At 67.7% G+C, this 13592-nt stretch carries 16 protein-coding genes and 2 tRNA genes; 10 read left to right on the top strand and 8 right to left on the bottom strand.

All coding sequences use genetic code 11. The features are described from left to right. From AC1DYN_RS28755 to AC1DYN_RS28745, 3 genes are all read left to right on the top strand, one after another. Positions 1–411, top strand: a 411-nt coding sequence (locus tag AC1DYN_RS28755; protein ID WP_477965531.1) for a hypothetical protein, incomplete at its 5' end; no start/stop codon positions are given. A gap of 23 nt (positions 412–434) precedes the next feature. Beyond that, positions 435–1001, top strand: coding sequence for a CDP-diacylglycerol--glycerol-3-phosphate 3-phosphatidyltransferase (gene pgsA, locus AC1DYN_RS28750; RefSeq protein WP_477965529.1), 567 nt, complete (start codon positions 435–437; stop codon positions 999–1001). Next, the gene (locus AC1DYN_RS28745) at positions 998–1909 is read left to right on the top strand and encodes a DMT family transporter (protein ID WP_477965525.1); all 912 of its coding nucleotides are present in this window, start codon (positions 998–1000) and stop codon (positions 1907–1909) included. Before pgsA ends, AC1DYN_RS28745 begins: the two co-directional genes overlap by 4 nt. Here the strand turns inward: AC1DYN_RS28745 and AC1DYN_RS28740 are convergent. Beyond that, positions 1833–2792, bottom strand: a complete 960-nt coding sequence (locus tag AC1DYN_RS28740) for a LysR family transcriptional regulator (protein ID WP_477965523.1) — start codon at positions 2790–2792, stop codon at positions 1833–1835. The two genes, AC1DYN_RS28745 and AC1DYN_RS28740, sit on opposite strands and share 77 nt — an antisense overlap. Positions 2793–2867: 75 nt before the next feature. On the opposite strand from AC1DYN_RS28740, the gene AC1DYN_RS28735 reads away from it, so the two are divergent. From AC1DYN_RS28735 to thpR, 7 genes are all read left to right on the top strand, one after another. Then, positions 2868–3746, top strand: coding sequence for an alpha/beta fold hydrolase (locus AC1DYN_RS28735; RefSeq protein WP_477965521.1), 879 nt, complete (start codon positions 2868–2870; stop codon positions 3744–3746). Between the two features lie 4 nt (positions 3747–3750). Further along, entirely contained in the window at positions 3751–4833 is a 1083-nt protein-coding gene (locus AC1DYN_RS28730; protein WP_477965519.1) for a tartrate dehydrogenase, read from the top strand. A gap of 265 nt (positions 4834–5098) precedes the next feature. After that, a complete protein-coding gene (locus AC1DYN_RS28725; protein WP_047485758.1) occupies positions 5099–5371 on the top strand; it encodes an HU family DNA-binding protein in 273 nt (90 codons plus the stop codon). Between the two features lie 9 nt (positions 5372–5380). After that, positions 5381–5456 (top strand) — tRNA-Val (locus AC1DYN_RS28720). Positions 5457–5584: 128 nt separating this feature from the next. Next, entirely contained in the window at positions 5585–7525 is a 1941-nt protein-coding gene (locus tag AC1DYN_RS28715; RefSeq protein ID WP_477965517.1) for a peptidylprolyl isomerase, read from the top strand. 41 nt (positions 7526–7566) lie between these two features. After that, a tRNA-His gene (locus AC1DYN_RS28710) sits at positions 7567–7642 on the top strand. Positions 7643–7827: 185 nt separating this feature from the next. Continuing rightward, positions 7828–8340 (top strand): RNA 2',3'-cyclic phosphodiesterase, encoded by a 513-nt coding sequence (gene thpR, locus AC1DYN_RS28705; RefSeq protein WP_477965515.1) that lies wholly within the window; start codon positions 7828–7830, stop codon positions 8338–8340. A 92-nt stretch (positions 8341–8432) separates the two neighbouring features. On the opposite strand, the gene AC1DYN_RS28700 is transcribed toward thpR, so the two are convergent. The 7 genes from AC1DYN_RS28700 to AC1DYN_RS28670 form a co-directional block, all read right to left on the bottom strand. Beyond that, the gene (locus AC1DYN_RS28700) at positions 8433–9461 is read right to left on the bottom strand and encodes a tyrosine-type recombinase/integrase (RefSeq protein WP_477965513.1); all 1029 of its coding nucleotides are present in this window, start codon (positions 9459–9461) and stop codon (positions 8433–8435) included. After that, positions 9458–9688 carry a DUF4224 domain-containing protein gene (locus AC1DYN_RS28695; RefSeq protein ID WP_477965535.1) on the bottom strand — a complete coding sequence of 77 codons (231 nt, stop codon included), beginning with the start codon at positions 9686–9688 and terminating at the stop codon, positions 9458–9460. Before AC1DYN_RS28695 ends, AC1DYN_RS28700 begins: the two co-directional genes overlap by 4 nt. A gap of 47 nt (positions 9689–9735) precedes the next feature. After that, positions 9736–11469, bottom strand: coding sequence for a ParB/RepB/Spo0J family partition protein (locus tag AC1DYN_RS28690; RefSeq protein WP_477965511.1), 1734 nt, complete (start codon positions 11467–11469; stop codon positions 9736–9738). A 17-nt stretch (positions 11470–11486) separates the two neighbouring features. Then, complete coding sequence (locus AC1DYN_RS28685; protein ID WP_477965509.1) at positions 11487–12086, bottom strand: HD domain-containing protein; 600 nt, start codon at positions 12084–12086, stop codon at positions 11487–11489. A gap of 318 nt (positions 12087–12404) precedes the next feature. Further along, a complete protein-coding gene (locus tag AC1DYN_RS28680) occupies positions 12405–12551 on the bottom strand; it encodes a hypothetical protein (RefSeq protein ID WP_477965507.1) in 147 nt (48 codons plus the stop codon). Then, positions 12548–12802: a hypothetical protein gene (locus tag AC1DYN_RS28675; RefSeq protein ID WP_477965505.1), complete on the bottom strand. Its 255-nt coding sequence runs from the start codon at positions 12800–12802 to the stop codon at positions 12548–12550. The genes AC1DYN_RS28680 and AC1DYN_RS28675 overlap by 4 nt, the downstream gene beginning before the upstream one ends. Before the next feature lie 322 nt (positions 12803–13124). Beyond that, the gene (locus tag AC1DYN_RS28670) at positions 13125–13457 is read right to left on the bottom strand and encodes a S24 family peptidase (protein ID WP_477965533.1); all 333 of its coding nucleotides are present in this window, start codon (positions 13455–13457) and stop codon (positions 13125–13127) included. Between the last annotated feature and the right edge of the window lie 135 nt (positions 13458–13592).

The raw sequence follows: 13592 nt of genomic DNA, 5'->3' as shown, positions 1-13592 counted from the left end.
GCCCCGGCCCCGGCGCCCGCGCCGGCCGCAGTCGCTCCGGCGCCGTCGTCGTCCGGCTACGTCAAGCTCGGCGCCCCCGGGCCGGTGCGCAACTGGAACGAGGTGCGGCTGCAGGCCGCGCGCCGCCTGGTGGCATCGAACCCGAACGGCACCTACATGAGCCGCCCGCCCGACATCCTGCTGGCCATCCCGGTGCTCGAGGTCGAGCTCAATTCCGACGGCAGCATCCGCCGCATCGACGTGCTGCGCTACCCGGGCCAGGCGCCCGAGACCACGCAGATCGCGATCGACGCCGTCAAGCGCGCCGCACCGTTCGGCGACGTGTCGCGCCTGCCCAAGCCCTGGAAGTTCGTCGAGACCTTCCTGTTCGACGACGACAAGCGCTTCAAGCCGCGCACGCTGGATCCCTGAAGAACTTGGGCACAATGCCGCCCATGTTCTTCAATCTGCCGACGCTGTTGACCTGGGCGCGCATCGTCGCGATACCGCTGGTGGTCGGGGTCTTCTACCTCGACGTCAAGGAACCCCACCAGAACCTGATCGCGACCGTGCTGTTCATCGTGGTCGCGCTCACCGACTGGGCCGACGGCTACCTGGCCCGCCGGCTCAAGATGACCTCGTCGTTCGGCGCCTTCCTCGATCCGGTGGCCGACAAGTTCCTGGTCTGCGCCGCGCTGCTGGTGCTGGTGCACCTGGGGCGGCTGCACGCGCTGGTGGCGCTGGTCATCATCGGCCGCGAGATCGCGATCTCGGCGCTGCGCGAGTGGATGGCGCAGATCGGCGCGTCGCGCAGCGTCGCGGTGCACATGCTCGGCAAGGTGAAGACCACCGTGCAGATGATCGCGATCCCCTTCCTGCTGTACCACGGCACGCTGTTCGGCCTGGTCGACACGCAGCTGTGGGGCACCTGGCTGATCTACCTGTCGGCGGTGCTGACCATCTGGTCGATGGTGTACTACCTGCAGAAGGCCTTGCCCGAGATCCGAGCCAAGGCGCGATGAACTCCGCGGCGGTGACGCGCGCGATGCCGGCCGTCTTCGTGCTGATCTGGAGCACCGGCTTCATCGTCGCGCGCTACGGCATGCCGTATGCGCCGCCGATTTCCTTTCTTTCGGTGCGCTATGCGCTGTCGGTGCTGTGCTTCGGCGCGTGGATCCTGCTCGCCCGGGCGGCCTGGCCGCAAGGCCGGGCGCAATGGCTGCACCTGGCCGTCTGCGGCATGCTGATCCACGCCGGCTACCTGGGCGGCGTGTGGGCGGCCGTCAAGTCCGGCATGGGGGCCGGCACCATCGCGCTGCTGGTGGGCCTGCAGCCGGTGCTGACCGCGCTGTGGCTGAGCCTCACCGCGCAGGAGGCCGAGGCGCGCGTGTCGACGCGCCAGTGGCTGGGCCTGGTACTCGGGCTGTCGGGCCTGCTGCTGGTGGTGTGGCGCAAGCTCGGCGGCGGCGAGCTGACGGCCTGGAACCTGGCGCTCGCCGCGTTTGCGCTGATGTGCATCACGGTCGGAACGCTCTACCAGAAGCGCTTCGTCGCGCCGTGCGACGTGCGCACCGCCAACACCGTGCAGCTGCTCGCCGCGCTGGCGGTGAGCCTGCCGGTCGCGCTGCTCGAAAGCGAGCCGATCGTGCTGCATCCGCACTTCGTCGGTGCGATGGCGTGGTCGGTGATCGGGTTGACGCTGGGCGGCAGTTCGCTGCTGTACCTGCTGATCCAGCGCGGCGCGGCGACGCAGGTGACGAGCCTGCTCTACCTGGTGCCGCCGACCACGGCGCTGCTGGCCTGGGCGCTGTTCGGCGAGCGCATCACCGTCGCGATGGTGGTGGGCATGGCGCTCACCGCGGCCGGCGTGGCGCTGGTGGTGCGGGCAGCGCCGGCGCCAGCCACGGCGGTCGTGCCAAGGCCTGAGTGAGCTGCTGCTGCAGCAGCCGCACGCGCCGCGGCACGGTGCTGTGGGGTGCGCGCGGCGGCAGCACCCAGTGCACGTCGGCGTCCAGCATCGCGTAGCGCGGCAGCACCTGCTGCAGCCGGCCGCTGCGCAGGTGCTCGTGGCAATCCCACAGCGATCGCAGCATCAGGCCGTGGCCGGCGAGGGCCCAGTCGCGCACCACCTCGCCGCTGTTGCTGGCCAGCGGCCCGGCAACGCGCACCGTGACGGCCGCGCCGCGCGGCGCCAGGTCCTGCAGGCGCCAGGCGGCCGGCTGGTCGTCGTTCTCGCTCACCACCAGGCAGGCGTGCCGCGCCAGTTCGTCCAGCGTCTGCGGCACGCCGGCGCGCTGCAGGTAGGCGGGCGCGCCGACGATGACGCGGCGGTTCTGCGCCAGCCTGCGCGTCACCACGTTCGGGTCGCGCGGCGCCCACAGCCACACCGCGGCGTCGAAGCCGGCGGCGCGCAGGTCGGGCAGCTGCTCGCGCAGGTGCAGCTGCACCTGCACCTGCGGGTAGGCGGCATGGAACTGCGCGATCAGCGGCCCGAGCCAGGCATGGCCGAAGCCGAACGAGCTGCACAGGCGCACCATGCCGCGCGGCTCGTCGTGGCGCTCGCCGAGCTGCGCCTGCAGCTGCTCGAAGCCCTGCAGCAGCGGCCGCGCCTGCGCCAGGAAGGCCTCGCCGTGCGCGGTGAGCTGCAGCCGCCGCGTGCTGCGGTGGAACAGGCGCAGCCCCAGGCGAGACTCCAGCGCGGCCAGCCGCTTGGACACCGCCGGCGGCGCCAGGTCGAGCTGGCGCGCCGCGGCCGCGAGGCTGCCCAGGTCGGCCGCGCGGGCCACCAGGACGAGATCGGAGCGCTCGATCATTGATGCCTCCAGGGAACGAATGGGTTTCCGGATTATTGCTTGATGTCGCACGGGGCCAGGACCAGAATCCGCCCCATGTTCGAAGCATTCGAGAGCCGGCATTTCGCCGTCGACGGCGCCGTGATCCACGCACGCGTGGGCGGGCAGGGGGCACCGCTGCTGCTGCTGCACGGCCATCCGCAGTCGCACGCGATGTGGCACCGCGTGGCGGGCACCCTGGCGCAGCGCTTTCGCGTCGTCGCGATGGACCTGCGGGGCTATGGCGATTCGTCGCGGCCGGCGCCCGACGAAACCCACGCGGCGCACAGCAAGCGCGCGATGGCGCGCGACGCCGTCTCGGTGATGGCGCAGCTGGGCCATGCGCGCTTCGCCGTCTGCGCGCACGACCGCGGCGCGCGCGTCGCGCACCGGCTGGCGCTGGACCACGAGGCGGCGGTGTCGCGGCTGCTGCTGCTCGACATCGCGCCGACGCTTGCGATGTACGAGGGCACGACCGAGGCGTTCGCGCGCGCCTACTGGCATTGGTTCATGCTGATCCAGCCGGCGCCGCTGCCCGACCGGCTGGTCGGCGCCGACCCGGTGTTCTACCTGCGCAGCGTGATGGGCAGCCGCCATGCGGGCCTGGCCGCGTTCGACCCGGCGGCGCTGGCCGAGTACGAGCGTTGCATCGCGCGGCCCGGCAGCGCGGCGTCGATCTGTGAGGACTATCGCGCTTCGGCGTCGATCGACCTCGAGCATGACCGCGCCGACCGCGCGGCCGGCCGTCGCGTGGCGATGCCGCTGCGCGTGCTGTGGGCCGAGCACGGCGCGGTCGGCCGCTGCTTCGACGTGCTGGCGCTGTGGCGCGCGGCGGCGCGCGACGTGGGCGGGCGGGCCGTGCCCTGCGGCCACTACATCGCCGAGGAGCAGCCGCAGCTGCTGCTCGAAGAGATCCAGGCTTTCATCCAGGAGTGACACCATGAAGCACCGCATCGCGGTCATCGCCGGCGACGGCATCGGCAAGGAGACCGTGCCCGAGGGGCTGCGCGTGCTGGAGGCGGTGGCCGGCCGCTTCGGCATCGGGCTGCAGTTCGACCATTTCGACTTCGCGAGCTGGGACTGGTACGAGCGCCACGGCCAGATGCTGCCGGATGACTGGAAGGACCAGATCGGCGGGCACGACGCGATCTTCTTCGGCGCGGTCGGCTGGCCGCAGAAGATCCCCGACCACGTGTCGCTGTGGGGCTCGCTGCTCAAGTTCCGCCGCGAGTTCGACCAGTACGTCAACCTGCGYCCGGYGCGSCTGATGCCGGGCATCCGCTCGCCGCTGGTGGGCCGCGACGGCCGCCCGCGCGCGCCCGGCGCGATCGACATGATGATCGTGCGCGAGAACACCGAGGGCGAGTACTCCAGCATCGGCGGGCGCATGTACGAAGGCAGCGAGCGCGAGATCGTGGTGCAGGAGACGGTGATGTCGCGCGTCGGCGTCGACCGGGTGCTGAAGTTCGCATTTGATCTCGCGCAATCGCGCCCGCGCCGCAAGCTGACCTCGGCCACCAAGTCGAACGGCATCTCGATCACGATGCCGTACTGGGACGAGCGTGTCGAGGCGATGGCCCGCAGCTATCCGCAGGTGGACGTCGATCGCTTCCACATCGACATCCTGACCGCGCACTTCGTGCAGCGCCCCGAGGTGTTCGACGTGGTGGTGGCGAGCAACCTGTTCGGCGACATCCTGTCSGACCTSGGSCCGGCCTGCACCGGCACGATCGGCATCGCGCCGTCGGCCAACCTGAACCCGCCCGGCGCGCACCCGTCGCTGTTCGAACCGGTGCACGGCTCGGCGCCCGACATCGCCGGAAAGGGCATCGCGAACCCGATCGGGCAGATCTGGTCGGGGGCGATGATGCTCGACCACCTGGGCCACCGCGACGCGCACGATGCCGTGCTGCGCGCGATCGAGGCGGTGCTGGATCCGTCGTCGGGGGCGCCGCGTACGCCCGATCTAGGGGGGAGCGCGCGCACCGCCGACCTGGGCCGCGCGATCGCCGAATCGATGTGACGCCACATGACGCGCGGGCGTCACCACCCCTCTGCAACCCGCGCCGAATATGACGTTGACCGCCTATTGTCAAGCGTGGAACCACGCGCGCTGAGCGCGCATTCGGATGCAGCCGATTACGCATAGAATCCGCTTCCGCGCTTGACACTGGGGGTGCCTGCGGCTGTAATCGATTGAGCCGTAACGCCCCATCCCGCGCGGCCACATCCAGGCAATCCACCCATCCAGATTCTTTTCGAGACACCTTTTTTGAGGGGGTACCTTCGTGAACAAATCCGAACTGATTGAGCACATCGCCAAACAGGCCGACATCTCCAAAGCGGCCGCGACGCGCGCGCTCGAAGCCCTGATCGGCGGCGTGAAATCCACGCTCAAGAAAAACAACAGCGTGTCGCTCGTTGGCTTCGGCACCTTCAGCGTCAGCAAGCGCGCCGCGCGTGCCGGCCGCAACCCGCGCACCGGCGCCACCATCAAGATCAAGGCCGCCAAGGTGCCGAAGTTCCGTCCGGGCAAGGCCCTGAAGGACGCGGTCAACTGATGCTTGCGCGGGTGCTTAGCTCAGTTGGTAGAGCGGCGCCCTTACAAGGCGTAGGTCGGGGGTTCGAGCCCCTCAGCACCCACCACCGAGGCTCTCGCGACGTCGGCTAAAATCCCGCGGAGTCCTCCCCCACAAAGGCGAACCCAGGTTCGCCTTTGTTGCATTTGAAGCAGCGCCGTCCGGCTGCACAGCGATCACCCTCCGAGGCCATCGATGTTTGAATTCGTACGCACGCACAACCGCCTGTTCCAGTTCCTGCTGTTGATCCTGGTCGTTCCGGCCTTCGTCCTCACAGGGGCCTACCAGGGCTACCGCGCCATGTCCAACGGCGGGGGCGGTGTCGCCACGGTCGACGGCCACAAGATCACGCAGGCCGAGTGGGATGCCGCGCAGCGCGAGCAGGTCGACCGCATCCGCCGCCAGGCCCCGAACGTCGACGTGCGCATGTTCGACACGCCGGCCATGCGCCGCCAGACGCTGGACAACCTGGTGCGCGAGCGCGTGCTGCAGACGGCCGCGGCCAAGTCGCACTTCGTCGCCACCGGCGATCGCGTGCTGAACGTCTACATGAACGACCCGCAGTTCGCGCAATTCCGCACCGCGGACGGCGCGCTCGACAAGGAGGCGCTGCGTGTCGCGCTGTCGTCGCAGGGGCTGACGGTCGGGGCCTTCGAGCAGATGCTGCGCCAGCAGCTGGAGCAGCGGCAGGTGATGTTCGGCATCGGCGGCACGGTGTTCGCGCCGGCGGCGGCGGCATCGAGCGCGGTCGACGCGATGTTCCAGCAGCGCGAGTTCCAGCAGCAGCGCTTCGACACCAAGGACTACCTCGCGAAGGTCTCGCCGACCGACACCGACATCCAGGCCTACTACAAGGATCCGGCGAATGCCGCGCAATTCCAGTCGCCGGAGCAAGCGAGTATCGAATACGTCGTGCTCGACGTGGACGCGATCAAGAAGACGCTGACGGTGCCCGAGAAGGACCTGCAGGAGTACTACAAGGCGAACGAATCGCGCTACACCGTGCCTGAAGAGCGCCGTGCCAGCCACATCCTGATCAAGGCCGACAAGTCGGCGCCGGCCGCCGAGCGTGCCGCCGCGAAGGCCAAGGCGGAAGCGCTGCTGGCCGAGGTGAAGAAGAACCCCGCGAGTTTTGCCGACGTGGCACGCAAGAACTCGCAGGACGGCGGCTCGGCGCAGAACGGCGGCGATCTCGACTTCTTCGCCCGTGGTGCGATGGTCAAGCCCTTCGAGGATGCGGCGTTCGCGCTGAAGCCGGGTGGCATCAGCGACGTCGTCGAGAGCGATTTCGGCTACCACATCATCCAGGTGACGCAGGCCCGCGGCGGCGACAAGAAGCCGTTGGAGCAGGTGCGTGCCGAGATCGAGGACGAGATCAAGAAGCAGCTCGCGCAGGCCAAGTTCTCGGAGCTCGCGGTCGACTTCACCAACACCGTCTACGAACAGCCTGACAGCCTGAAGCCGGCGGCCGACAAGCTGAAGCTGCCGATCCAGACCGCGCAAGGCATCACGCGCACGGCCGGCCCGGCGGCCAAGGGCCCGCTCGCGTCGCCCAAGTTCCTCGAGGCATTGTTCAAGAACGACGTGCTGCGCAACAAGAAGAACACCGAGGCGGTGGATGCCGGTGCGAGCCAGCTGATCTCGGCCCGTGTCGTCAACTACAGCCCGGCGGCGACGCAGCCGCTGGCCGAGGTCAGCGCCCGCGTGAAGGAGAAGCTGGTTGCCAGGCAGGCCGCCGCGCTGGCGCGCAAGGAAGGCGAGGCCCGCCTGGCCGAGCTGCGCAAGGCGCCCGAGACGGCGCTGGCCGATGCGCCGCAACTGGTCTCGCGCGCACAGCCGCGCGATGTCGCCAAGCCCGTGGTCGACGCGGTGCTGAAGGCGCCTGCCGCCAAGCTGCCGGCGATCGAAGGCGTGGACCTGGGCGACCAGGGCTACGTGATCGCCAAGGTGACCAAGGTGCTGGGCCGCGACCCGGTGGCCGCCGACCCGGTGCGTGCGCAGGGCCAGTACGCGCAGGCCTGGGCGGCGGCAGAGGCGCAGGCCTACTACGCCGCGCTGAAGACGCGCTACAAGGTCGACGTGCACCCGGCAGCAGGTGCGGCCGAAGAGGCTGCGGCGAGCGCCGCCGGCAACTGAACGAACAGCCTCGCGGAGAGGCTATAATTCGCGATTCGGTGGTGGCTGTAGCTCAGTTGGTAGAGTCCAGGATTGTGATTCCTGTTGTCGTGGGTTCGAGYCCCATCAGCCACCCCAAACGAAGCCCGCTTGCAGCGGGCTTTTTCTTTGTAGCGCCCGCTAACGCATGTGCGCGGCGAGTGGCCCTAATTTCCCACGGTGGGAAATGGAGGCTCGCCCGGGCCCGGAGCCGCGGTCCCCTGCGGGGCATACTTGGCGCATGAGCAGCACCGAAAAACGCGCCGTTGCGCGTCGCCGGACGGATGTCTAGCCGTCGCCTGTTTGTGGGCCTCATGGCTGACGATTACATGCGCGATGCAGTGGAAGCATTGCGGTCGACGTGGACATGGCCTCCCAGCGCGCGCATGGTGCCGCGGCAGAACCTTCACCTGACGCTGCACTTCCTAGGCGAGGTCGACGTGATCGACGAAGCGAGCCTGGTCGAGGCGCTGGCGTCTGTGCCGGTGCCCGAGCTGCAGCTCTCGATGCGATCGRGCGCGATCTGGCACGACGGCGTCGTGGTGCTGTTGGCCGAGGGCACGCCAGCGCTGGACGACCTGCGGCGCGACACCGGTGCTGCGGTGGCGGCTGCCGGCCTGGAGAGCGACCCGCGATGGACGCCGCACATGACGCTGGCCAGGCATGCAGGCGCGCCGCAGGCGCCGGCAGCGGTCGAGCCGGTCATCTGGGCGCCACGTGGCCTGTCTCTGGTCTGGTCGCGGCGTGACGCTGCTGGCTACGAGGTGGTGCAGACGTGGCCGGCCGCCGCTGGCTGAGAAGGCGATGGCGCCCGCTACGCCGGCCAGGTCGGGTGCAAGCACAGGGTGACCGAAATCATGTCGCCGCATGACTCGTGACGGGCTCGGTTCTATAGCGAGCCGCGCTTCACTTCCTTCGACCGGTCGTACACGCGCGCCGTGGTTGCCGGGTTCGCATGCAGATCCGGCAGCACCCCGTGCTCCAGTTTGTAGTGCGTCGTGTAGTAGGCCCGCAAGTCGTGAAATGTGATGCGCGTTTGCAACACGCCGGCCATCTGCGCTGCAGCCATCAGTCGCGACCAGGCTGACTTGAATCCTCGCTCCGAATGGGGGTTACCGTCTCGATTGGGAAAGACGGCGCCGACTTCGGCGTCGAGGGCCAGGCCCCGCAGCCTCTGGAAGAGGTCGGCGAGGCGTTCGCTGATGCCGACGGCCTCGATGGTTACCCGTCCTCGCTGCTTCGCGCGCTTCAGGCGCACCACTTCGGCCTCGACATCGGTCCAATGCAACTGCCTGAACTCGATGCGGCGATTCCCGGCCAATGCGGCGTACTCAGCCATCGCCGCGAGCACCGCTGATTGGCCGCCGCGCGCACGTGCCCAGTCCAGGAAGCGCGTCAGGTCGGAGGTCTCAGGCACAACATCCCTCGGTCGTTCCTTGTTCCGGCGTACCTGCTTGCAGGGGTTGGCGTCGATGTCACCCCGGTTGATCGCGAGGTTCATGAGGTTCGAGAGCAGCGCCATCTCACGATTGGCTCGGACGGGTGCCTGGATCCGCTCCACTCGCAGATACCGGTTGCAGTGGACTGGTTTGATGGCCGCGGGGCTGATCCTCCCAAAGACCTTGAGCAGTGGACCGCTGCTCTGTCGATAGTCAGTTCGGGTCGCTTCCGACAGCTGGTGCCAGTCGGGGGATTCCTGATACAGGCGCCATAGCTCGTCGACGGAACCTCGGTCGGAGTTCGCACCGTTCATGTCGAGAACCTTCTGCAGAGCTTCCGCTCGGTTCGTGCCCAGGCGCTCCCATGTCCCGTCGATCTTCAGCACTCGGTACGTGAAGGTCTTGCCGTCTGCCCACGGGCGGGCCTCCATGCGCGGAAGCAGGCCTTTGGCGCTGGACCTATCGCGCTTCCTGCTCATGCTCGCACCGACCAGGCTGGCTCGGTGTGGCGCCCGAGGCTTTGAGTCGTTGAAGGCGAGCCTCCTCGAACGAGGTTGTAGTGCGAGCGATTGACGAGTGGGCGCCCGTTCGGGCGCCGTGCCACCTGCAGGCCCAGGCTGCGCAGGTATCTAACCTTCGCTGCGTTCTGCCGTAGTCCGGCACAGATCTCGTCAATCTCAAGGTCGGTGAGATCCGCCAGGTGCATCGCTGCGCCACCCATCACGAGGTTCCAGCCATCTGGGTAAGCCGTTGTCATGCTGGAGCCGCCTCCCGCATTTCACCTTGTCCCGATTGCTGCTCGTCGTTCCGCGGATGCTGCTCGCTGCCGTTTTCGTCCGATGAAGAGGATGCGGGTGCCTCTTGCCCGGCCTCGAGCGCCTCCTCGGATTCGGCTGGGATGGCGGTCGCCGTCGCGGAGTCCTTGCGGGAAGGGCGTGGGCGACGCTTTGCCCGTGAGGTATCGGCGTCCGAGACGCCATAGTGCGCCGCAGCGGCAAGCAACTGCTCCGGTTTGCGATCGGGCGCATATGCGGGGACGCGCACGTTCTCGATCAGGGCGCAGTCGAGGATGAACAGCGTCAGTGCGTGTAGAGGCAGGGTCGCAATGTGAGCCTGCAGAGCGTCCGCTTCGACGCCGTGCAGGTCCGCCAGCAGGTCTCTGTTCTCCCATGCCACGCCGGAGTACGCCACCTGGGCGACCATCTGCAGGTCGAAGGCGCTTCGTGGCGCGACGGCTGCAGCGGTGCGCACGCGCGCGAGCAATGACATGCGGGCATCGAGTTCAGCCTGCACCTCGGCCATCCGCTTGGCGTGCGCAGCTTCGCGCTTCTTGCGATCCGCCTCGCTCTCAAAGTGCGAGCGAGAGGCCGCCGGTTCCTTGACCTTCACGCCCGCGGCTTTCACCTCCTCGATCTTCACGACCTGGTGCGTCTTGCCGTTGCGCGGATCCTGAATGGTGACGACAGTCGGCTTCGCGTCTTTCGCTACCTTCTTCAAGGCGTCGCGTACGTCGGCGAGCTTGATAAAGCCGCCCTTGATGTTGCCGCACGCGTCGATCGCCTGGCGCGCCTTCGAGCCCTGCACCACAACCTTGCCGGCCTCCTGCAGCTTCGCGGCCTCGCGCTTCAGGTGCGCCTTCTTCTTCTCGGCGAAGCAATCGGGGTCCGTGCAGACGTCTGTACCGTGCACCGGCGCGCGATCGAGGTGGCGTCCGTACTTGTCCTTCCGGTCGGCCGGTGCATTGATGTCGTCGAACTCCGGTGCATTGCCAGTGCGCTTCGGGCAGCGCACGCAGTGCCCGGCGCTGGGCACCAGCATTTCGTCCTCGATGTCGAAGATCGCGTCCTTCAGGTCGAGCGAGAACTTCTCGCTGAGCAGGTCACGGATGATGCGGTAGCTGCGCTTGCCGCCATCGCTCAGCTTCGCGTGATATTCCTTGCTGATGTAGTTGAGCGCCTTCTCCTGGAAAGCCGGCGTACGCAGCCGCGCGACGAGCAGCGCGACCTCGCTGCCGACCTCTCCGGCCAGGCACGCCTTTCGCACGGTGGGACAGGCCTCCAGCAGCTTCAAGCGGCCGTAGACATAGCTGCGGCTCTTCCCGAACTTCGCTGCTAGGTCATCGGCCGTCAGGTTGTCGCCGTCGATCATGGCCTGGAAACCCTCTGCCTCCTCGATCGGGTGCACGTCGGCGCGCTGCAGGTTCTCCGCGACTTGGGCGCTGCGCGCCTCGGCGTCGGTCATTGTGCGGACCATGCAGGGCGCCGTCAGCAGGCCGGCCGCCGTTGCCGCGCGGAAGCGTCGGTGCCCGAAGACGATCTCGAAGCCGTCGATGCCGGCAATGGTGGTGGGCCGGACGAGCAGCGGCTCGTGGATGCGGCCCTCGGCCACGATGTTGGCGGCCAGCTCGTCGATGCCGACGAAGGTGCGCCGCGGATTGAACGGGCTCTCGTGGAGGTGGTCGAGCGGGATGTCGGTGATGTGTTCCATAGGTGCTCCGGGGATGTTCAGCGGCCGAGCTGGCGGGCCTGTTCTTGGCGTTGGAAGTCGAGGGCGTCGGCCCGCGCGCTGAAGGCGTTGCGCCAGTCGCTCCAGCGGGCCGTGCAGCGCCTACGGGACATGAGGTCCACCCAGGGCGCCGTCGGCACGCCCTGCAGGATTTCCCAAGGCGTGCCGCCGCTGGGAAGCAGCTGGGCGCGCTCAGTTGCCAGGGCGATCAGGTCGGCGCGCTTGATCTCGGCGGCGTGCGCGGTCGAGGCGACGTGGATGGCGAAGGCGCTGCGGATGACGCGCTCGAAGCGGTGCTCGAAGGTGGCCCAGGGCGCACCGATCTCTGCCTTGATCGGCGTGCTGAGATGGTTGGTGAAGGCCTCGTGAGCATCGTGCAGTAGCGCGGCGAGCAGGCCGTGCGACGGCAGATCGAACTCACGTTCAGCGATCTCGCAAACCAGCAGCGAGTGCTCGGCGACGCTGTACGGCCGGCACGTGGCGCCGGTGAAGCGGTTGATCTGCGCGAGGTGGTGGGCGATGGTCGCGAGGTTGATGCTTGCCAGCCGAGGCTGCTGCAGCGATACCTCTGCGCCGGTGGAGGTGGTGATCCAGGTCATTCGTGTCCTGTGCAGGCGTGTTGAAGCTCGCCGCCTGCGTCGGTGCAGGCGGGCGGGCGAGAACGTCGGGGATGTGGGTGGTGCGCCGTCAGGCGTGCAGCGCGTCGAACTTGAACCGCACGTATCGGGCATCAGGGCCGCAAGTGCCGTGCGATGCTCGCGTGTCGGTGACGGGGCGCCAGTGATCGGGAGCAACCGCTGCCGGACAGCGACAGACAAGGTCGTTGCCGTCGAACATGCGGTGTTCGCACAGTTCGCACGCGCGGTAGCTGGTGGCGTCCCAGCTGGCCGGTGCGGGGAGGCGTGGGGCGGCGGCGATCACAGGCACCTCGCGCTGCAGCAGCGAAGGGTGGAGAAGCTGCGCACCAGCATGTCGATGACATCGAAGCTGTGTGATGCAACGACCTGCAGCGCGCCGCGCGTACCGTCGCGCAGCGTGTAGCGGGCGAGGTAGCGGCGCCTCACGATTCGTCCTCCGACAACGGATGAGTGGCGAACAGCTTCAGCCAGGTCGAGGCGGAGGAAACCAGCGCTGCGAGCTGCCCCTCCGATAGGTACACCTCGTCCTGATTGGGGATGCAAATCTGAAAGATCAGCGGGCAGCCGCCCTCACGCTCTCCGACAACGATCTGCGGCCAATATCCGGAGTGGGCAATCAGCTTGATCGAGACCGGCTGCGAGGCCGGGGCCGAGTGCTTCAGTGCGGCGGTGGTCATGCGCACCTCGGCGAAGGTTGCTCGAGGCGCTGCACGTCGGTGATGGCACAACCAGTGAGGTGGTGCGCCAAGCGTTGAGCTTCCTCAGCGTCGGGGGCGCGGAGCTGGACGAAGGGAAGAACGCCAGTCTCGCTGATGGTGGTGAAGCCGGCGCGGTCGGCGGGGTGGTAGCTGCAGCGATAGCTGCGGGTGGGTTGGATCACATGGCCTCCGTTCTGCGCCAAATGGCGCGACGGAGTGAAATGTAAGCGTGCTAACTGATAATTGCAAGCATGCTAATCGCACGGTAAGCCAGCTAAGGGCGTCACACCCCAGCTTGCCATCACCCGAGCCGGTGCGACGACCCAACGAAAACGCCAATGAGCTCCAGGCCGTCGCGTTCCGAATCGAGTAGTCGATAGGCGTCGTTCGATGAGTACGCCTCCCACTGCCCGGGACGCCCAGCGCGATAGCGGCGGAAGTAGTACCCACCAGCTGCATCGCGAACAAGGACTCCATCACCAGGTCGAGGTTCGGTGATAGATCGATCGAAGGTGACGGTGGAGCCTGCTGGAACGAGCGGAGCGACTGCGTCGTCCGGTACTTCAACTTGAAAACACTGCGGCAAGTCCACCGACATCAACTCTCCCCATGAAATTCTTAGAGGAGGAAGCATGACATCTGACAAGCTCACGCGATGAGCTACCCCTGTCGTAGGGTTAGTTGAATAGTGTGAGGAATTTGGCCCGCTGACGTGCTTGGGCCCAAGGCCCTTCGCAACCCAAAGCGCTGAAAACCCTGAGGCTTGCTC

This window comes from Rhizobacter sp. P2_D12, from assembly GCF_056404395.1.
Note: the sequence above shows the minus strand (reverse complement) of the source record. Positions and strands in the feature narration are given on the sequence as shown.